16 protein-coding genes and 2 pseudogenes are annotated in these 19,102 nt (G+C 60.0%); 10 read left to right on the top strand and 8 right to left on the bottom strand.

Features of this window, described 5'->3' with window-relative positions; all coding sequences use genetic code 11:
• The first annotated feature begins 428 nt into the window (after positions 1-428).
• Complete coding sequence (locus tag MTX21_RS32040) at positions 429-584, top strand: DUF3309 family protein (RefSeq protein WP_280968583.1); 156 nt, start codon at positions 429-431, stop codon at positions 582-584.
• Between the two features lie 677 nt (positions 585-1,261).
• Here MTX21_RS32040 and MTX21_RS32035 read toward each other — a convergent pair.
• The 3 genes from MTX21_RS32035 to MTX21_RS32025 all read right to left on the bottom strand — a co-directional run bounded on the left by MTX21_RS32035 (position 1,262) and on the right by MTX21_RS32025 (position 2,546).
• Positions 1,262-1,657: a hypothetical protein gene (locus MTX21_RS32035; RefSeq protein WP_280968582.1), complete on the bottom strand. Its 396-nt coding sequence runs from the start codon at positions 1,655-1,657 to the stop codon at positions 1,262-1,264.
• Positions 1,658-1,781: 124 nt separating this feature from the next.
• Positions 1,782-1,967, bottom strand: a complete 186-nt coding sequence (locus MTX21_RS32030; RefSeq protein WP_280968581.1) for a DUF3606 domain-containing protein — start codon at positions 1,965-1,967, stop codon at positions 1,782-1,784.
• Positions 1,968-2,213: 246 nt separating this feature from the next.
• Positions 2,214-2,546 carry a hypothetical protein gene (locus MTX21_RS32025; protein ID WP_280968580.1) on the bottom strand — a complete coding sequence of 111 codons (333 nt, stop codon included), beginning with the start codon at positions 2,544-2,546 and terminating at the stop codon, positions 2,214-2,216.
• Positions 2,547-3,178: 632 nt separating this feature from the next.
• On the opposite strand from MTX21_RS32025, the gene MTX21_RS32020 reads away from it, so the two are divergent.
• A complete protein-coding gene (locus MTX21_RS32020) occupies positions 3,179-3,784 on the top strand; it encodes a hypothetical protein (RefSeq protein WP_280968579.1) in 606 nt (201 codons plus the stop codon).
• Between the two features lie 978 nt (positions 3,785-4,762).
• On the top strand, positions 4,763-6,433 hold the full coding sequence (locus MTX21_RS32010; protein WP_280968578.1) for an alpha-amylase family protein: 1,671 nt from the start codon (positions 4,763-4,765) through the stop codon (positions 6,431-6,433).
• A 255-nt stretch (positions 6,434-6,688) separates the two neighbouring features.
• Here MTX21_RS32010 and MTX21_RS32005 read toward each other — a convergent pair whose 3' ends face one another.
• From MTX21_RS32005 to MTX21_RS31995, 3 genes and pseudogenes are all read right to left on the bottom strand, one after another.
• Positions 6,689-7,294 carry a phosphatase PAP2 family protein gene (locus MTX21_RS32005; protein ID WP_280970852.1) on the bottom strand — a complete coding sequence of 202 codons (606 nt, stop codon included), beginning with the start codon at positions 7,292-7,294 and terminating at the stop codon, positions 6,689-6,691.
• A gap of 296 nt (positions 7,295-7,590) precedes the next feature.
• Positions 7,591-8,499: a DUF6328 family protein gene (locus tag MTX21_RS32000; protein WP_280968577.1), complete on the bottom strand. Its 909-nt coding sequence runs from the start codon at positions 8,497-8,499 to the stop codon at positions 7,591-7,593.
• A gap of 517 nt (positions 8,500-9,016) precedes the next feature.
• A pseudogene (locus MTX21_RS31995) lies at positions 9,017-9,572 on the bottom strand (glucan biosynthesis protein); the annotation flags it as partial.
• Positions 9,573-10,566: 994 nt separating this feature from the next.
• Between MTX21_RS31995 and MTX21_RS31990 the strand changes: the two are divergent.
• From MTX21_RS31990 to MTX21_RS31965, 6 genes and pseudogenes are all read left to right on the top strand, one after another.
• Positions 10,567-10,920 carry a hypothetical protein gene (locus MTX21_RS31990; protein ID WP_280968576.1) on the top strand — a complete coding sequence of 118 codons (354 nt, stop codon included), beginning with the start codon at positions 10,567-10,569 and terminating at the stop codon, positions 10,918-10,920.
• Positions 10,917-11,339 carry a phage holin family protein gene (locus MTX21_RS31985; protein WP_280968575.1) on the top strand — a complete coding sequence of 141 codons (423 nt, stop codon included), beginning with the start codon at positions 10,917-10,919 and terminating at the stop codon, positions 11,337-11,339. Before MTX21_RS31990 ends, MTX21_RS31985 begins: the two co-directional genes overlap by 4 nt.
• Positions 11,317-12,354: a DUF3618 domain-containing protein gene (locus MTX21_RS31980; protein WP_280968574.1), complete on the top strand. Its 1,038-nt coding sequence runs from the start codon at positions 11,317-11,319 to the stop codon at positions 12,352-12,354. The genes MTX21_RS31985 and MTX21_RS31980 overlap by 23 nt, the downstream gene beginning before the upstream one ends.
• On the top strand, positions 12,341-13,429 hold the full coding sequence (locus tag MTX21_RS31975) for a YihY/virulence factor BrkB family protein (protein WP_280968573.1): 1,089 nt from the start codon (positions 12,341-12,343) through the stop codon (positions 13,427-13,429). Before MTX21_RS31980 ends, MTX21_RS31975 begins: the two co-directional genes overlap by 14 nt.
• 393 nt (positions 13,430-13,822) lie before the next feature.
• Positions 13,823-14,444: pseudogene (locus MTX21_RS31970) on the top strand (divalent metal cation transporter); the annotation flags it as partial.
• Positions 14,445-14,902: 458 nt separating this feature from the next.
• A complete protein-coding gene (locus MTX21_RS31965; protein WP_280970851.1) occupies positions 14,903-15,124 on the top strand; it encodes a hypothetical protein in 222 nt (73 codons plus the stop codon).
• 160 nt (positions 15,125-15,284) lie between these two features.
• Here MTX21_RS31965 and MTX21_RS31960 read toward each other — a convergent pair whose 3' ends face one another.
• Together MTX21_RS31960 and MTX21_RS31955 are read right to left on the bottom strand one after the other, a co-directional pair.
• Positions 15,285-17,264, bottom strand: a complete 1,980-nt coding sequence (locus MTX21_RS31960; RefSeq protein ID WP_280968572.1) for an AI-2E family transporter — start codon at positions 17,262-17,264, stop codon at positions 15,285-15,287.
• A 567-nt stretch (positions 17,265-17,831) separates the two neighbouring features.
• A complete protein-coding gene (locus MTX21_RS31955; RefSeq protein WP_280970850.1) occupies positions 17,832-18,020 on the bottom strand; it encodes a hypothetical protein in 189 nt (62 codons plus the stop codon).
• A 629-nt stretch (positions 18,021-18,649) separates the two neighbouring features.
• Here MTX21_RS31955 and MTX21_RS31950 point away from each other — a divergent pair.
• Complete coding sequence (locus MTX21_RS31950) at positions 18,650-18,937, top strand: hypothetical protein (RefSeq protein ID WP_280968571.1); 288 nt, start codon at positions 18,650-18,652, stop codon at positions 18,935-18,937.
• Positions 18,938-19,102 lie beyond the last annotated feature (165 nt).

Below are 19,102 nucleotides of genomic sequence, written 5' to 3'. Positions count from 1 at the left end.
ACTGTGTTAGGAAGATTCCTCCTCAGCGCGGTCGAAGACCCTCTCGTTCTTTCGAGGAAAACCGAATGCCGAAGAACAAGTGCCGAAGAACAGTTGGCGGCGCTGGCCAGCCTTAGGGGTCAGCGGCCGAGCCATGGCCGACCGGCCCGTGCCCACACTGACTGCCGCCGCGACCGCGGGAGAGCTGGTTGCTCTAATACGGCGATGTCCGGGGTCGGCGGCATTTGGCTTGCGCGCCGCCAATCGAGTCAATAGTGCGCCATGGCAATTGCGCTGCCCGCATCTATCCCGGATGAGAAGCGCGGTGACATGCACCGCAGGCACAGCGCCCGACCTTCGAGAGCCAGCGACGTCTGATGTCGCACGGCAGGAACTGCTCGCAATTCGCCGCGTTAGCTCGTACCCCAAACAACGGCGCGAGGCGCGCGATGTTGTCAACAATCCTCGTTATCATTTTGATCCTGTTGTTGATTGGAGCATTGCCAACGTGGCCTTACAGCGCTGGCTGGGGCTACTATCCCGGCGGCGGAATTGGCTTGATCCTCATTATCGTGGTCGTTTTAGCGCTCGCTGGGCGCATTTGAATACTTGGCTGCTGCGAGCCCACACCCGCCGTTCGCTGACCGAAGGCAGGCCGGGGCGGGCATTGCCGGAACGGCGCGCGCCGCACAGAAACGTCCTCCTCGGCCTCAGAGGAATGTCCCCGGAATACCGTTTATTTGGCTTCTTCGGCGCGAGTGAGGTCATTTCGGGAGGCAAAGCTCAGGCGCAGGTACGCCGGCCGATAGCTGCGCCTGTGGCAATGACTGGCCAAGGTTTATGCGCCCCCGGTTAGCCTTAAAAGATCCCGCAAAAGGCAGCTTAGAGTCTGCCCTCGCACGGGAGCTCGGTTTAGCCCTCAGCTTGGTTTAGCCCTCAATGATGTAAACAAATTTCGTGCGTCTCCGGCTTCACTACTATGTACTCGCCTTTGACCAGGATGACCTCATAGCCGCGCCACCGAAAGGCTGACGTTCACGTTGCTGGCTTTCTCGATCTCTTCCGACTTGATCGCTGAGAATCTCGGTGGGCTTTTCGGCCGCGGGCCAGCGGTCGCTGCGCCCGTCGTTGTCTGCGACCGGCTGGTGTCGGTGCGCCTTTCCGCGTTTCCATGCCGCCCTTCTCGCGGCTTTCGGTGGCGGTGCCGCCGCTCTTCTCGCGTGTTTCACCGACGGTGCCGCCCTTCTCGCGACCCTCGGTCTTCATGTCCTTGCCCTTGGTCTCATGCTCGGTACGCTCTTGGACTTCTGACCCGGGGCAGTGTCTTGCGCACTCTTGCCGCTGGCGCTCGGCTGTCCCTTCTCGCGTTCCTCGCCTTCATGTTATCGGATTCCGGCCCCTTCGTGTCCGGCTGTCCTTTCTTGGATTCCGCGCCTTTCATCTTGTCGGATTCCGCACCCTTCATGCCGGATGCTTCACCCTTGATGGGATGCTCAGTACCCTTCATGCTGCCGCTATCACGGTCCATGGCGCCGGACGAAGCGCCCCCGGAGGGTGTGCTGTGCTGTGTCGTGGCGCCGGGCTGCTCCTTGCTGATGCCGGCGACTTGCGCCTTCGCAAGGCCCGTTCCGGCAAACAGGGCTGCAGCCGCGACTGTAATCAACAGGCGGTTGGTCATCTGATTGACTCCTCAGTCCGCGCTGCCCGCGTCGAAAAGAGGAGAGAGATTTCCTCGTGCCGTCAGCTTTGTCGTGGTAGACCCGACACGGCGGTCGTAGCCGGTTGATCCAGCCTGCAGCGCTTCAACGCCCGAGCCGCTTCTCGACTCGCTTCCGACTACTGCCAACCTTCTTGACCGCCTTCTTCACCGCTGCCCCGGACTTGCGAGTTTTCTTCGCTTCGTACCGAACCTCATAGTCCTCTCTCCCCGCTACTAGCGCACGGTCCTGGTTGCGCCCTCGGATCGTCTGCTTTTCCGATCGTGCCATGTCGAACTCCTCCCTCCGTTGCGTAACGCGACATCAGTCCACAATGTGACCGATAGGAACGTTATCTGCGGCTCGGCCTTGCAAGCCCATGATAGTTCTCTAGCCAGGACCGCTCCGCGAACGGCGGCTCCTACGGCTCCTTGGTCGAGACGGCAAGCTTGTACTTAGCCTCGTAGCGACCCGCTCTGCTTCAAGACTTTGGTGCGGGGCCACGGTAGATCGGCAATTGGCTGATGAAGGGCGGCTCTAACGGCGCTTCTCACCGGTAACGGCATCCACAGCTGAGTTGGTGCCGTTGTGGTCACTCGTTATTCCGTTATGTTCGGAATGAGAGGGCGCGCGGCCTACCGTTCCAGAACTCTCGGCCACATACTCCGCCCAGAGCTGCAGCATCATTTTCTTCACCTCGTCGGCGTCATAAGCGTCCATGTCGCCCTGCGGAGCGCACAGGCGGCCTTGGCGAAACGTTCCCGTGTACCTGTTAATTGGGCTTGGCACGAAGCGCGAGTCGGTGGGCTTATGTAGAATGCCGTCCGGCGTTATGTTGAACTGATCGCGCCTAACCAGAATGTGCGTCATCTTTCGAGCGGATGCTCCCACGGCGATGGAGGCCGTTGTTGTCTCCCTCTAACATTTCCTTCGCGAGAATAACTTCTTTCTCTCGAAAATGTTCTGAGAAACACGGCGAGCGGACGCGGGCCAGCGAAATGGAATTCAGCAATCTCTACCCCGCATCAAAATCGGGTAGAAGTCGGCCTGCTCCCGACGGACGCCACATTGCGGCGAGCACGCATCAGGCGCTTTTTCAAGCTCGTCGAGATCGGCTGCCGGCAGATTGCAACTGACAGATTACGCGCCGCGAAAGACGAACTCAACCATCGAGCGGTCGATCTGCGCTGATCGCCCTCTTTGCTTTGGGATTGCCGGTCTACCTCGGCACACTACGGGCTATACTTGGTCCCATGCGAGGGCCGATCTTGGCACGGTCTCTCCCATCCACCGTTAACGCCAGAATAGCGCGAGCAGAAGGATGACCGGAAGAGGAATACCCAGCAACCACAATAGAACGCCTCTGCCAAATGTCATGGCGTCTAGCCTTCCTATAGCCTTTCTACGAACCAAAACCCAGAAGCCACCGAGGGTTCCTACAGCAGGAACGGAAGATTTGACGGCGCGTTGCAACAGCGATGTAAGTCATGGAGGAGCTCGCTATGGCCTCTCGTACAGTACCCAACGTGTTCTTCGGTTGGACATGGTCGGCCGTACTGGCCGGCGTGTTTACTTCGTTGGTGGTCCAAATTTTGCTGACGATGCTCGGCTTTGGCATTGGTCTGCTCGCGATCGACATTCCCACGGCTTCCTCGGCGCCCGCTGGTGCAGGCTGGGCCGCCTTCGTGTGGTGGGCGGTGTCGGGGATCATCGCCGCATTCATTGGTGGCGCCGTCGCCGCAGCTAATTCGCCAGACCAGACGGGCCTCGGTCGGGTCGGACATGCATTGGCCGCTTGGGCAGTCGCGACCGTCGTCGTGGCGGCCGCGGCAGCCATGATGCCAGCCTCAGCTACCAGCATTGCCAGCAACCTGGTTGGCCCGTCAAATGCAGCGAGCGCCCGCGTCGCGTACTGGTCGAACAATACGGGGCGCGAGACCGTCGGATCGACGACGAGACCTGTAACGCCCGCCCAGATTGATGAAGCCCGCAAACATTTCGCATATGTGATGTTTGCAAGCTTCTGCGCGCTTCTTCTTGGTGCAGGAGCGGCCTATGCCGCCGGAATGGCGACCACGAGCCAAGCTGTCAAGGAAACGGTACGGTGACGGACGGTAACAACGTAGCGCATGGCCGCTGCGCCCGGTCTGCTTTTCTTGGATTTGCCATGGTGCCCTCTTTGCCTTGGCGCAACGCGACGGGGATCTACCAGTCTCATTGACAAATTGGTTGACTACCTCTTGAACCTTCCTAGTCAGACCGAATTTTAATAATGGAGCAGGTTCATGAATGGGAATTTGTCCATGAGGCGCCGGTTCAAACCAAAAGCTTCACTTAGGGCTCGGCTTGCCCAAGAAGCACGTCAGTTGCGCGACGAAGCCGAGACCCATCCACCAGGACACAAGCGAGACAGTCTGCTTAGGAAAGCCTCCCAGAATGAAAATACGTCTTGCCTGGCCGACTGGCTGCTCACTGGGTCTAAAGCCTCCCCCCTCGGATAAAGGTGCCGCTTTCCTGGTCGCTTTCGCACGCAGGCTCACTCGAAGTGTAGAGCTCCGATCTTTTCGCAAGTTGGAATAGCCACTCGATCGTAAGCCGCGGGCGTCGGGCAAAGGGGGCCGCCGCCACGCTGGGCGCAATGCGCATCAGATCATCTCAATAGGAAACGAAGTTTCGATTTTCGCATTGCGTGAATGCCGATTCCCCCGCCGTTTGCCGGCATGCTGTCTGCGCGAGCAGCCGGTCTTTCTTGGTCTCATAGCGGACTTCGTAGCTGCCGGCGCCGAGGGCGCGGGTCTTGTTTGCGGCCTCGGCTAGGTTGCTCCTTCGCTTTGAGAACGCGCCGCTTGACCTATCGCGCTGCGGCCCCACCAGAGCGTGGCCTGGCTCGCCGGGCGGAGGCTGGGACTCCCGAAGCAATAATCCTAGCAAAGCGCAACCCTCTTAGACATCGTCAAGTGGATTGGCTTTTCCAGATTTGCAGCCGGCCATAAGGCCGTCTCAGTCGGCGGCCGCCATGGCCCGGAACCCTATCTTCCTTTTTCCGCTTATTCTTGAGCGCCACGAGCCGATGAGAGCTACTCACCATGATCGACGACCTCTGGTACAAGAACGGCGTTTTCTATTGCCTTTCCGTCGGCACCTATATGGATGCCAATGGCGACGGCGTCGGCGATTTCAAGGGTCTGTTGCGACGGCTAGATTATCTGCACGGGCTAGGCATCACCGCAATCTGGCTGATGCCATTCCAACCTTCGCCCGGCCGAGACGACGGCTACGACATCTCGGACTACTACGGCGTCGATCCGCGCTACGGTACGCTCGGCGACTTCGTCGAGTTCACCCATGGCTGCCGGCAACGCGGCATCCGCGTCATCATCGATCTTGTTGTCAACCACACGTCCGATCAACATTCATGGTTTCACGAGGCGCGGCATCACAAGCATTCGCCCTATCGCGACTGGTACATCTGGTCCGACAAGAAACCTGCAAATGCTGGCAAGGGCATGGTGTTTCCCGGCGTGCAGAAATCAACCTGGACGCGCGATAAGGAAGCTGGCGCCTGGTACTTCCACCGCTTCTACGATTTCCAGCCCGATCTCAACACCTCGAACCCGTATGTGCAGGCCGAGATCCTAAAGATCATGGGCTTCTGGATTCAGCTTGGCGTCTCCGGCTTCCGCATGGACGCCGTTCCGTTCGTGATCGCGACCAAAGGACCAAAGGTGCGAAAACCCGTCGAGCAGTATGACATGCTGCGCGCGTTCCGCGAATTCCTGCAATGGCGGCAGGGAAACGCCATCATCCTTGCGGAAGCCAATGTGCTGCCGAAAACCGACATGGAATATTTCGGACGCGACGGCGACCGCATGCACATGATGTTCAATTTTCACGTCAACCAGCATCTATTCTACGCACTGGCGTCCGCGGATAGCGGCCCGCTGGCTAAGGCGCTGGCTGCGACCAAGCCTCGGCCCGCGACCGCGCAATGGGGGCTGTTCCTGCGCAACCATGACGAACTCGATCTGGGACGGCTGACCAAAGCGCAGCGCGACGCCGTGTTCAAGGCGTTCGGCCCCGACAAGAGCATGCAGCTTTACGACCGCGGCATCCGGCGCCGGCTCGCGCCAATGCTCGGCGGCGACCGGCGGAGGCTGGAGCTTGCCTACAGCCTGATGTGCACGCTGCCGGGGACGCCGGTGATCCGCTACGGCGACGAGCTCGCGATGGGAGACAATCTCGACCTGCCTCAGCGCGGCTGCGCCCGCACCCCGATGCAATGGTCGACCGAACCACATGCCGGCTTCACCGAAAGCGACCGGCCGTGCGTGCCTGTCATCGATACTGGCCCCTACGGCTACGGGCACGTCAATGCCGCCAAGCAACGCCGCGACCCCAACTCGATGCTGAACTGGATGGAGCGCATCATCCGGATGCGCAAGGAAGTCCCAGAGGTCGGTTGGGGCGATTTCAAGGTGATCGCGACGCGCGATTCTTCCGTGCTGGTGATCCGCTATGACTGGCGCAACAACTCGGTGCTATTCGTGCATAACCTCGACGAGACACCGCGCGAAATCTCTTTTTCGACCGGGCTTGCCCGCCACACCGGAAAACTCTTGGTCAATCTTCTGGCCGAGGACCACAGCCAAGCCGATGGGCACGGGCGTCACCGGCTCGTCCTCGAACCCTACGGCTACCGCTGGTTCCGTGTCGGAGGCTTGGACTATCTGCTGAAGCGCAGTGATATCGACAAGTAGAAGACCATGAGCAGGTCGAGCGATTCCGCGTGAGCATCATGGTCTCACGATCTCCAAAGATGCGAAAACGCGGCATCGGCCGGATGGCGCCGAGGAAGCAAGGCCTGAGCGAAAAAGATGATTCGTGCGTTCCAGGCCGAGAAGGAGGCGCGACACCGTGCAGATGTTACAGCTGCGCAGGGGTATCCTTTCACCAAGCGCGCCCTCAAAGGAGGATCCGCGAGATGCTGGCTGCGGGAGACGTAGCGGTCGGCGCTACTTGAACTGCGCCTGTTGCGGTAATCTAAAGCGATGCTGCTGGGTTTGGCGGCCTGCGCCGTAGCCGGTCCAGAACCGCAGCAATCGTTCGGTGAGCGCGCCGATGGCAAGGCCGGTCACGACGTCGCTCATCCAATGTGCGAGCAGTACGACGCGCGTAAGCACAAGTCCGACGCCACCTGCCCAGACCAGATTGCGTTTGGCAGGCGGCAGCACGGTCGCAGCCGAGGCCAAAGCACCGACGTGGACGGCGTGGCCGGAGGGAAAAGCATCCAAGCGCTTGCCGGAGACCGGCACGCCGTGAAGGTGGCCGCGGACCATCACGCGATCGGGCCGTTCCTGATCGAAGATGGTTTTCAACAGATGGGGAATGATGGTCGCGGAAATGGTGACCAGCAGGATGTGGTCGCTGTCGCTGCGGGTGCGCGAGTCCTTGGTTCGACAATACAGCCACCAACCTGTCGCAAGCGCACAGAGGACATGTTCGTCGGCGCCATAAGTGAGGGCTTGCGCAACCGCTTCGGCCTTTGGGTTGGTGTGTTCCGAGACGGCATGTGCGATTTCAATGTCTACCCGGGTCGGCTGCACCCGATACAGTGCCATCAGCAACACTCCTTCGACGAACAATAAACCTTGAATGAGCGGCGATCGTTCCAGCGTTTCGAACCTGCCAGCCTGCTGTTTGGCGATTGCCTGATCGCGACAAGAGACAAGCCCATGAACACATCGACCCTAGTGACGGCGTTGGCCATCGCCCTCACCTCCACTTTGCACAATGACGCGCCATCGCTGTTCGAGCGCGACGTAAGGTGACAACGAAGGAATGGGCCGGTAAGAGGTTGCGCACGCTGGAGCATCCCCTCGTGATGGTTCCAGGCGATGGACAAGAACTGGAAGCATCAAGTCTTCCGCATCGCGCCGGTCCATCGCACCGCCAGGGGTAGGGCGTACCAGAAGCCGATCAACACGGCGAAGCTCGCCGCCGCATAAGCTACGCTGGCGAACTTGTCCTCGGTGATCTTGCCGAGCACGACATAGCTTTCCGCGGCGATGCCGGCCGCCAGGAACAATGGTGCCGTCGCCACGAAAGCTGATGCGGCGCGAAGAAAGCTTTCGGAGTCCGCGCCGTCGAAGGAGAGGCGATGCAACGCCGCCGGCGTCATCAACAGTATGACGTTGAGAGCGACAAAGCCGAGCGCGATCGCGTGCACGATCTTTGCGCCCTGCGGAAGCTCGGCAAATCCTGCGGTTAGCATGGCAATGAACTGAAACCCGAACAGCGCCTGTGCCCCGGGGATGATGACCCGTGCTTCGGTCAGGACCTGCTCGACCTTGGTGGCGAGCGGTGTATTCGCTTTCACCTCTGGCATGGCGACCTTCTCCTGATGCAACATCTCTAACCCGAACCAGGCGAACGCCGAGATCAGCGTCAGCGCAGCGCCGCACATGATACCGGTGAGCCAGCCAAAATGCTGCTCGAGCACCACATAGCCGGCAAGACCGAGGCTGAGCGAAAACGGCATCAGCCCGGAGGTCGCGTAGAATGATGTCGCGCGAACGAGCCGTTTCGACGATGAACCCTTTTCTACGAACCGATGCTCCATGGATGGGATAATCAGCAGTCCTAGCGATAAGGTCTGCATTGCAAGACCTGCGGCGCAAATGGCTTTCGAGGTTGACGATAGCTGCGGAAAGCCGTTCTGGAAGAAGGCCTGGAACTGAACTCCGAGCAGAACCTGGATGCCAAGAATGAGCAGGCGAGTTTCGTCGAGTGCCGTTTTGACCTTGCGATCCAGCTCTTCCGACATCGATGTCGAGCTCCTCCCATCCGAGCCTGAAACCCGATCTCCGGCTGTAATGTTGATAACGCTATATGTCACACAACGTTCATCCGTGACCGTCCCCGAATTCGCCGATCCCGATTACGAAATCTAGGTTGATGGGTTGACCGCGCGCGAGGCCATTCTAGCGGGGCAGCGCCGCCACGACGATGCAGCGAAATACAGCCCATTCTCGTCATCAATGTCTCTGCGCACAGCGCTCGCCCCGGCGAGATCGAAAAATTGGCGGTTGGTCAAGCTCGCCGATCCCTATTCCGCGGCATCGGGCCGGGCGACGTTTCGGGTTCAATGTTCGCGGCGACAGCGTCGGCGCGGAGACGAGGCGCCGCTCGTGACCAATATGTCGCTAAGATCTGCGGGCCGCATCGGCCGACGGGCCGTATCGGTTACATGGAGCCTTGCGCCAGCACTCATCAGGCGCTGGATCAGGACGATGCGTCCTGGCAGGAAAGGATTGAACGTGCGCTGCCCTTGGCAGCGCCGGCTTCGGACGCCAGAACGCTGCGATGTTGTCGTGAATCTCTTCTTTGCTCGGGATCTCGAAGAGCATGACACCGCCCTCTCCTCAGTCTCCGATCGGCTCGAACCAGAGGCTCGGCCACCGTTTAAAGGCTCGCGCGACAGGCCGTAGATCTCGTTTCTGGCCACGGCGCGGAAGTAACTGGCGCCGAGAAATACGCAGACCTCATCGTAGTAGCCTGGCCGGTTGAGCGGCGCGTGAATGCGAAAACCGGCAAAGCCCAGATTTGCGTCGGCAACCTGGCCGATCTTTTCCCCAAACCTGAAATCGTCGCGCCGGTACCGGATCGGAACGCACGTCAGTTGGCGCCCCTCATAGAGCACGACCTTTTTCTTGTAGAAGAAACCGCGGTGGAAGAACTGCGCTCGAACGGCAGTTTCTCGCTGCGCTAGAGGGCACGCTCTGGCTGGAAGCGGATTGAGCGTGGCTGAAGACATCGATTGCGATCAGTACCGTCCGGCAATTTCTCGTCGGCTGCTTCGAAGGACTTCGCGGACAGATTGCGTGCGAGCTCTCGCACATATAGGAAGCGCTGAAGGGCACCTCCGCCGGAGTTGTTGCGGCACGTTGCTGCGGTGCGGAAAGCGGCCGTCAGCGGCAGCAGCACCGAAGCCTCCAGGAATTTGCGGCGATCGAAGCTCTTCACTCGGTTCGGCTCCAAGACCGACGAAGCAATCGTGCTGCGATGACCGAATTCCAGAATGTTCGATTACTCAGGCCCGAACGCTGGGCTGACAGGAATGGCGGCTCGTGGCTTCGGTGGCCAAAATGAAGCGCGCGGGATCGGTGCAGCGGCAATAAGGGCGGTGCGCCGTATGAGGCATGAGCCACCCCATCTCGATAGGTCTGAGTGGCCCGATAGCGCCTCGGGGACCAACCCGTAGTACGGACGCGGGCGCTATGCTTCCAGGTCGGCCTCGCGCGCCGCAAGCCACCCGACCGCGATGCCATAGTCTGGATCAGCAAAGCCTGCTCCGCGCCTTGCGCGAATGGCTATAGACGTCCCACGTCGCAGCGACGACGGCATCAGCCCGCGCCCCAACGGAGCAAATATCGGATCGACGAACTGGTCTTAAATCGATGCTCGAATTCCTCACGCGATAAGTTCGATGGAGGGCATTCCGTTGCGGATGTCCGATTTCGCCATGCCGTTCGGTTTGGGCGCAAGGTGCGCGTTATGACGGCCGGCGAAACCGCGGCTTCGGATCTGCTAGACCGGTCGACGTTGACGCCGACCGGCATTGCCTCTGATTCAAACTGTTGCGCTCCGCACCGATGCCAATCCGCTACTTTCGCAGCGAGGCCCAATCGATGGCACGGTGGCCGGACCATCCGGCACCGGCATCACTTCCGTACGCCCTCAGGCTGTGAGTTACGTACGATTTCTAGCCGTTTTCCTTCGATCCAGGAACATCGATCGTCCAATCATGTTGGATTCTGCGGAAGCGGAAATGGGACCATGCGACCGGAGCCGTGCCGCCAAGGTGCGACTGCGTAAGAGGGATTTCTCGAACATGCAAGACCCGATCACCCAAGCAGAAGAAAAAACAGAACGACTAGCAGAGCGGCAAAAACAGGCCGGTGCAAACCAGATCGACCAAGTGGCGCAGGCCGTCCACGGGGCCGCGGACGAACTTCAACAGCAAATGCCCAAGGCCGCCGAATTCGCGCACGCGGCCGCTTCCCGTATCGAAGAAGGAGCGGATGCGCTTCGCGATCGCAGCCTGCGGGACCTTATGAGCACATTCAACGATCTCGGACGCAAGGAGCCGCTGGCCCTCTTCGGAGGCGCGGCACTCGCCGGATTTGCGATCTCCCGGTTTCTCAAGAGTTCTCCGGACAAAAAGCGCGGGGAAAGCACGCCATGACCCCCACACAGCCACGCTCCGTGCCCGAGATCATCAGTGATCTCTTCTCCCAACTCACAGTTCTCTTGCGCAAGGAAGCGCAGCTTGCGCGCGTGGAGGTCTCCGAGAATATGGCCGGCATCGGCAGAGGCCTCGGATTGATCGTCGGCGGCGCGGTGCTGCTGATACCCGCTCTCGTCATCCTGCTCCAGGCTGGCGTTGCGGCTCTCACGGAGCGCTACGGGATGGCCAACTACTGGTCAGCGCTGCTGGTCGGCGGGGTCGTCCTGATAGTCGGAATCATCCTTCTTCTGGTCGGCGTCAGCCACCTCAAGATCGAAAACATCAAGCCCAGCAAAACCATCCACCAGCTCCAGCGGGACGCCTCGGTGGCGAAGGAACAAGTGAGCCAGGACCATGAGTCACGCCGAGCAGCTTGAACGAGAGGCCGAACAGACACGTGCGCAGATTGCGAGCACGCTGGACGAATTGCGCGCCTGCGTGACGCCCGGGCACGTCGTCGATCAATTGGCAAACAGGATGAGCGAAGGTGCCGCCGCGGCGTTCGCCCGCAATCTGAAGGACCAGGCCGTCCGCAATCCGATGCCGCTTGCCCTTATGGGAGCAAGCCTGGCCTGGCTGATGCTGAGTGGCAGGTCAACCGAGGGGGGCATTCGCCGCGCGGGCGAGCGTCTTCGCGACGACGCCAGCGATACCGCTGAGAGCATGCGTGACGCGGCCGATCAGGTCGGCAAGGCGGCGGCAGATAAAAGCAGGGAATGGAGCGATCAGGCCTCTAGGGTCGGAAGCGATACCGCCGAAAGCATGAGCTCGACCGTGGAGGATGCCAAACGAGCGGTCTCCCAGGCGGGAGACCGGCTGCGTGACACGGCAGGTTCAATGACGGATTCCGCTCAGAAGACCGCCTCCGAGACCGGCGAAGCAGTGCGGGACACGGCTGGGTCGGCGAAGGATTCCGTACAACGGAGTACAGCGGCCAGCTATGAGGCACTCACGGACACAGCGCGGCGGACGGCATCTTCGATTACGAAATCAACCAAAGTCGCCGGGCAACGAACGCTGCAGACGGGCAACACTTTCCTCGACTTCTGCCGCGAACAGCCAATGCTCCTGACCGGGCTGGGGATCGCGGTCGGGGCGCTGGTGGGAGCTTTGCTGCCGGCGACTGAAGCTGAAAATCGTCTCATGGGAGAGACAAGCGACAGCCTCAAGGAACGCGCCCAGGATCTGGCATCGGACCAGGTCGAGGATGCCAAGAAGGTTGGCGAGCGCGCGCTCGATGCGGCGGCGGACGAGACCTTGCATCAAGCGGCCAAAGAGGAAGGCGCGGCTCAAGAGGCGACCGCTAACGACGCCACCTTGGTGCCTCGCTCAGAGACGTCCGAACGTGAGACGCGAGGACAGCCGTGGACCGCTGACAATGCACCGCTCTGAGCAGAGCGGCCAGCGCGACCCACTGTGGGCCGCCGCCGCCACGCTAACTCTACTCGCCGCTGGCTTTCGTCCGCGGAAATTCTCGGGGCCGACGGCCGAAGTCAAGACCAGAGAGCCAAAATCGGATGAAGGCCGCGGACGTCTGGCGACCACGCCCTCCGAGATTCCGGCGCGTGGCTGGAACGACATCTTACTGCGGGTCTATCAGAACATCTCTGAGCACCGCGTCGTGGCTCTGGCTGCCGGAATCACTTTCTACACTCTGCTCGCGATCTTCCCAGCGATTGCCGCTCTCGTCGCCATCTACGGAGTGTTCGCAGATCCTGGCACGCTGACGGGGCATCTGGAGCAATTATCGGGTCTCCTGCCGGGAGGCGCCATCGACGTCGCCCGTGATCAGTTGATGCGAGTAGCTTCCCAGCGCGGCAGCACGCTCGGCGTTACGTTCATCGTCGGCTTGGCCGTTTCCCTGTGGAGTGCTAACGCGGCCATCAAATCAATCTTCGATACGCTCAACATCGTCTACGCCGAACGCGAAAAGCGCAGTTTCGTCAAGCTCAATGTCATCTCGCTCTCCTTCACCGTCGCGGGGATCGCCTTCGCGCTGACCGCGATTGGCGCGATGGTCGCGCTCCCGCCGGCGCTCAAATATCTGGGCTTGTCGGATCTGACCGAGTTGCTGGTGCGGGTCTGTAGGTGGCCAGCTCTGTTCGCCGTGGTCGCGCTGGGACTGGCGTTCGTCTATCGATACGGGGCTTCTCGCGAGAGGCCGAAATGGCGCTGGATCACCTGGGGAAGCGCGTTCGCCGCGCTCGGTTGGCTCGTCGCGTCGGTCCTGTTCTCGTGGTACGCGGAGAATTTCGGGAGCTTCAACAAGACTTATGGATCGCTCGGCGCCGTGATCGGCTTCATGATGTGGATCTGGCTCTCGGCGATCGTGATTCTGGTCGGCGCTGAAATCGATGCCGAGATGGAGCATCAGACGGCGCGAGACACGACAACGGGCCAACCCAAGCCCCTTGGGGCTCGGCAAGCCACGATGGCTGATACCATCGGGCTCGCGCAGGATCGATAACCCCAACCAGCGGGGACTTCGAGCCGCTGTTTAGTGCCCGAGACGCCGAGACCGGCTTACTTTGGCAACTGCATACGCCCGATCCAATCCACCTGGTTATCCGAAACGCGGTTTCGATCTGCCGCGGTTTTTGCTCGATCAATTCGTTGTTGTTCTTGGCTCGTCTTCCTCGGTCGCTCCTTCAGCCTCGCTTTTTCGGATAAGCGTTCATCGAACGCATGAGGGCTTGATCGCTACGGTGCATCGGTCGGTCCGATTGTCGGACGAGAGCGCGCTGTTGCTTCCTAGCCAGCGGCGTCCGGGATTTCCATTGCCGGTGATACAGGGGTTCACGAATAGACGGCAGGCGGTTTTGGAACTTAGCTTGATACTACTCAGTCCGCGCCTCTCGATCAGGAGATTTCGGCACGCATCGGACGCGTGACCGGTCACGGAATCGCTGGCAATGTCAGCCGCAACTTCGGTCCCTTCTACATCTGGAGCTTGGTGCTCCTGCTTTTCGTCGCCAAGACCGTCAACTTCGCCGCCGACCTGGGCGCAATGGCGGACAGTCTGAAGCTTCTCATCGGTGGGCCCAGTATCGCCTGTAGTGCTGTTCGGCGCGATATGTTCGCGCTGGGGATCATTGGCACCGGACTACTCGCCATCCCTGTCCTTGCGGGGATCGACCGCCTACGCCATCGGCGAAGGGCGCCGCTGGAAGGAAGTTCTATCGCATAAGCCCACGAAAGCAATTGCGTTCTATGCGGTGCTCAGCCTCCCCGGTCTATGTGTCATAGGTCTGAACTTCACCCCGATTGATCCGATCAAAGCGCTCTACTGGAGTGCGGTCGTCAACGGCGTCCTCGCAGCACCTGTGATGGTCATTCTGATGGTGCTGGTGCGACGGCCCAAAGTCATGGGCGAGCTGGTCGTGACCGGCCCACTCTACTGGTTTGGCTGGGCTTCGACAGCCGCGATGGCCGTTTGCATCGTCCGCATGGTCGCCACGACGTTCATGGGTTTATCTTCCTAGGATTTCCAGTGTCATTCTTCTACATCGGCTTTCTCCTCGCGCGGCCGAATGCGGCCGCTGCGAGAACCGGGTGATGGCGACCGTCGTCGGCTCCAGCACCGCGATTGAGTTCTCGCAGACCTCGTCGAGGACTGCGCACAAGAGCGCAGTGGTGACGCGTTCGCCAGCGTGAGGCTTTGGAGTGCTCACTGTGTCTTCCGGCATAATTCACCTCCTCGGCGCCACGAAGCGCTCAGTGAGATTTTCGATGCGGTCCTGACTGGCGCGCTGGCTCAGCAACTCGCGGCGACGGTTTCTCACTTTTCCGCCAAAGTCGGCTCCGCGATCGGGGTCATTAAGAGCGTCGCCCTTTGGGCTGATCACCAACATTCCCGACGATCTTCTTCAGTTGAAACTCCGCGACTTCGGCCGGATACTGGATCGGATCCTTGGCCAGCAGCATTCCGAGGAGGACGATCATCGCAATCCAGATCGTGATGGACCGTACCGGCGACAGCCGTCACCTTTTCGATCCGGGCGACGAACGAGAGTTGGCGAAGGCGGAGCGGCGGTTCTACGAGCTCACCAATGCCGGCTTCACCGCGGCGGTCCGAACGGGTCCGGGTCAGGTCTCGCAGATCCTGTCGTTCGATCCAAACGCGGAGGAAACCGTGTTCTTCCCCAGTCTGGTCGGCGGGTGATCGGTCTGCGCCATGTTCGGCTTCGGGCCGTCTCGCCCGCGTGAAAGCTCGCGCATGGAGAGCCATCCGGGCTCTCCTCAGCGACACAGCGCCGAGAAAACTCCGGAGGGCCGCTCGCTGCGGCTCTTGCGAGAACGCGCGTTGAGGGTAAGAGGCGTCCTTAATTGCGCCTCCTTCTCCTACCTGCAGATCGCGGTGCTCGAGACCGGTGAGCTTCGGTTCGTTTTGCTTCTCCTTCGGGTGCGGCGGTCGAGCGGTGTGCTGCTTCGATGCAAAGCTCTACCGCCTTGCGGAGCGACTTCGCAAAGAAATCCGCGCCGATCGTCTCGTCATCCAGACTGTCTTCATCCTCCGAGTCTTTGGTCGACCCCCATAGGCCGACAAGGAGCGTGGCGTGTGGCATTTTGCGCCGCAGACGCCGAAGAAGGAAGCGTAGATGCACCGGACTTCCGCTTCCAAGGCAAGATACGCACACCATCCCTATGTTGGCTGTATCAAGCCCAAAGATGTTGGAAGCCGAGGTAGCCGTCGAAGGCTCGATGCGGGCGCCGATGCCATGTTTTTCGAGAAGTTGCGCAATCATGTTCGCCGTCGCTTCGTCAAGGGGATCTCGCGCGCCGATGCACAATACAGGCTTTCTCTCTCGCCAATCGGATCTTGACGTTCCAGTGGGTACAACGGGCGGCGATAGATCGGGATTGTCGACCACCTCGATTTCAAGTGTGTTGGAGTCATGGAGGTCCTTGTTGCTTTTGACAGGTGGAGCGCAGTCATCGTGATCGGAAAGATCGTCGATAACGCCCTCGACAGTTTCCTTAATCCGGTGCAGGCGCTCCAGGTCCAGAGCGCCGCGTCGCGCGTCGGCCCGCGCCAGCAGTAACCCAGGGATTGCAATCTCGTCGTAGTAGGCGCAGAGGGATTTCTCCTTCATAAACTTCTCGGCTTGGTCCGCGGCCTCGTCGGGATCGCCGGCCAACATACGTTGAAAAAAATTCTGTTCTGGCGTGAGGGCCGGCTGGTCACCGAGGATCACATCCAAGAACTCCAATCGCTCGACGTGACGGCCCAATACCACCAGACACACAGTCAGGGGTGTCGAAAGCAAAAGTCCAATTGGCCCCCATAACCAGGTCCAGAAGGCTGCAGCCACCACGACAGCTACCGGCGAGAGCCCTGTGTTGTGGCCATACAGCATGGGTTCCACAATTTGGCTGAGGATCGGTTCTACGATCACGAACAATGCCACCGTCCATAAGAGCATGGACCACCCTGGATCAACCGCTATGGCAAGCGCCGCAGGAACTGCGGCGGCGATGAATGCGCCGATATAAGGAACGAAGCGCATTAGAGCTGCGAAGATGCCCCACAACACTGGGTTGGGAATGCCGATCACTGCAAGACTGATCCCGATGACAATCCCGAACGTTGCATTGATGCAGGTTTGCGTCAGGAAATACCGGCTCAGTCGCCGACCGGCGTCGTCGATTGCTTCGGACGTGCGCCCCAAATCATGCGCGCCCGCTAGTCGGACAAAACGTCCCCGTAGATCCTCACGAAAAAGCAGCATAAAAATCACGAAAACGATAACAATGCCCGTCGTCGCCAGAGGCGCCAACAGCGGCCCGACGATTGTTTGCACGACATCGAACGGTTTAGGCGGCGGCTGTTGGATTTCCACTGGGATTGGCTTAGCCTGGGGTTCTCCTGCAGCAGTTGGGGCGGATTCAGGAGAACTTGCATTCTTCCGTCCTTGCTCCTGCGGCTTGGAGATTTCCTGGCGCAGATCTCCGAGCATATCCTTTAGCCGATTGAAGATTCCCGGACTGAGCGCAACGTCTTGGACCGAATGAATCTTATCGCTGATCGTCAGCTGATAGCGGGGCAGGTTCTCGGCGAGTTGTGCGACCTGCTGGGTCATAATGGCGCTGAGCCCGAAAATCAGCAGAAATGCGAGCGCCACCGCAGCAAGAACTGAGCCCACGTGGCCGGCATATAAGCGACGAAAAAGCCGAACGACCGGAGCGAGCACGAAGCTCAACAGCAGCGCAAGGACAACCGGCACGAAGAGCTCACGCCCGAAATACAGCAGGGCCACAAGAGCCAGGCCGATGAAGAGATTGCTCGCGACTACCGCAGGCAAGAGAGAGCTCGCGATGTTACTTCCAGGCAAGGTCCACAGGCGGGATGGGCCCGGCATATCTCAAAGACTCGGTTTCGGTTCTGCTCAGCTCACCCCTAATTACGGCCGGATGTTGCCTTTTGTTCCTCAGCCGCGATCGGCGCCTCCCATACGGTGAAGAAGAACTCGTTGGCAGGAACCGTGGCTCAGACATTGGTTTTCTCGAATGCGCAGTTTGTCACATGGTCTGCAGGCTGCGCCCAGGCGAACATCTACCGGTCGTTTCCAATTGGATGAATCAATAGTACTCGTTCAAGGATGTGACGGGCCGGCCGCCCAATTGAGGCGTGTTCTCACGTGATAAGAGCAAAGAATGACGCCTCGGCCGCAGGAGTTGCTAGAGTTGGAATCTACAAATCGGCAGCGCGAGACGGCAAATTCATGATGTCTTCAAGATTGCTCTCCAACGGTGAGCGCTCCGGCGCAATGTCGAGGAGCTCGAACAGTTCTTCCGTCCGACGAACGCGCTCGAAGACAAGGAGCTTGAATTCCTGTGGTGGCGCGGCGCCGGAGCCGCCGAAAAGGCCATCAAGCAGCTATCAATTGCGACGGGTGGCTAGAGCTTCCGCCAAAAGGATCCACGCGACGTTCCAATCTGCTTGCTATCGAAGATGCGATCGTTGCGCTCCTCCTTGCCTTGCACTTCTGGAGGATTTCGAGGATTCCGATCGGCCGGCATCGGAGCACGACGCCCGGATACGTCTGGGATACGTGGATGATGAGGACGTCCAGCGCGTCCCCATCTTCGGCTTGTGTCGAGGGGATGAAGCCCCACCATTAGGGGCTTCGCAAGCGTAAAGGCCTTCAGCTCCGCGCTTCGATCACGGCGTAGATGTTTTTCTCGTCGGCCCATGTCGGGAGCTTGCTCAGGTTCGTCATGGGGCTGCAGGCGCTGCGTTGTCTGGCCTTTGAAACGGCAACGTGAATCGTTTGTTCCTCGCCTTCGCGCCGCGCCAGCGTTACCCGCGCCGACGCGCAATAGCTCCATAGGGCTACTTGGGAGGCTCGACCGTGGTCTTTATCGATCCGTCCGGCGCCGGCTGCATCCCTGGCGGGCTTTGCCCTTGGGGACTTTCGGGAGGCGCACCACCTGAACCGGTGTCGGCAGGCCCTGTCCATTCCTGCGGCTGCAACTGACCTTTGTCTTCGGGCACCGAACGCCCGGTCGGCGCGCTAAGGTCGTCCGCCGGCCTGGCAGGCTGTGCAATCGCCAATCCACCGGACAGCACAAGACGCATCGACGCCAGTCGGACGCGCACAGAACATCCCGTCGATCCTACGATTCCTGTTCATCGGAACCGAATTGCTGATTCCTTCGTTCAAGAACGACTTACAGGAGGACTTTAATGGCAAGAGCATCATGGAAGCGGCCCGGCTCGCCGATCGGCAAGAAGGGCCCGCGCAAGGCAAATCCCTCATACAAGCGTCGTAAGCGTGAACTGTGGTCGAGCGCAGATGTGAAAATGCTCAAGCAGCTCGCGAAGGGCAACACGCCGGCCGGAGTCATGAGCGTCAAACTTCAACGTCCCGTCGCGGCTATCCGCAGCAAGGCGCAGCGCGAAGGGATTTCCCTGAAGCCCATCAACCGTTCACCCTACAACCGGCGCGCAACGAAGAGGCGTTCGCGTCGCTAAGGGGCAGGCTCGCCTCTCGATGAGCTGACGCCAAGATCGCATCCTCCGTGCTGACAATTACGTGGCATCCCGCGCTGTACTGACGGCCCATTGGATCTTGGGTTCAAGCCAGCTGCGGATGTTTTCACAAACCCAGCCGGTGCCGAAGCAGATAGGGCAATTCTT

The sequence above is a fragment of the Bradyrhizobium sp. ISRA430 genome (genome assembly GCF_029909975.1).
In the GTDB taxonomy this organism is placed as follows: domain Bacteria; phylum Pseudomonadota; class Alphaproteobacteria; order Rhizobiales; family Xanthobacteraceae; genus Bradyrhizobium.
The sequence above is the reverse complement of the archived record's forward strand: the minus strand, read 5'-3'. Positions and strand labels throughout refer to the sequence as shown.

Bases quoted from the DNA above. Each gene is read 5' to 3' on its own strand.
- MTX21_RS32040 (WP_280968583.1), top strand. From the start codon at position 429: ATGTTGTCAACAATCCTCGTTATCATTTTGATCCTGTTGTTGATTGGA.
- MTX21_RS32035 (WP_280968582.1), bottom strand. From the start codon at position 1,657: ATGACCAACCGCCTGTTGATTACAGTCGCGGCTGCAGCCCTGTTTGCC.
- MTX21_RS32030 (WP_280968581.1), bottom strand. From the start codon at position 1,967: ATGGCACGATCGGAAAAGCAGACGATCCGAGGGCGCAACCAGGACCGT.
- MTX21_RS32025 (WP_280968580.1), bottom strand. From the start codon at position 2,546: ATGACGCACATTCTGGTTAGGCGCGATCAGTTCAACATAACGCCGGAC.
- MTX21_RS32020 (WP_280968579.1), top strand. From the start codon at position 3,179: ATGGCCTCTCGTACAGTACCCAACGTGTTCTTCGGTTGGACATGGTCG.
- MTX21_RS32010 (WP_280968578.1), top strand. From the start codon at position 4,763: ATGATCGACGACCTCTGGTACAAGAACGGCGTTTTCTATTGCCTTTCC.
- MTX21_RS32005 (WP_280970852.1), bottom strand. From the start codon at position 7,294: ATGGCACTGTATCGGGTGCAGCCGACCCGGGTAGACATTGAAATCGCA.
- MTX21_RS32000 (WP_280968577.1), bottom strand. From the start codon at position 8,499: ATGTCGGAAGAGCTGGATCGCAAGGTCAAAACGGCACTCGACGAAACT.
- MTX21_RS31990 (WP_280968576.1), top strand. From the start codon at position 10,567: ATGCAAGACCCGATCACCCAAGCAGAAGAAAAAACAGAACGACTAGCA.
- MTX21_RS31985 (WP_280968575.1), top strand. From the start codon at position 10,917: ATGACCCCCACACAGCCACGCTCCGTGCCCGAGATCATCAGTGATCTC.
- MTX21_RS31980 (WP_280968574.1), top strand. From the start codon at position 11,317: ATGAGTCACGCCGAGCAGCTTGAACGAGAGGCCGAACAGACACGTGCG.
- MTX21_RS31975 (WP_280968573.1), top strand. From the start codon at position 12,341: ATGCACCGCTCTGAGCAGAGCGGCCAGCGCGACCCACTGTGGGCCGCC.
- MTX21_RS31950 (WP_280968571.1), top strand. From the start codon at position 18,650: ATGGCAAGAGCATCATGGAAGCGGCCCGGCTCGCCGATCGGCAAGAAG.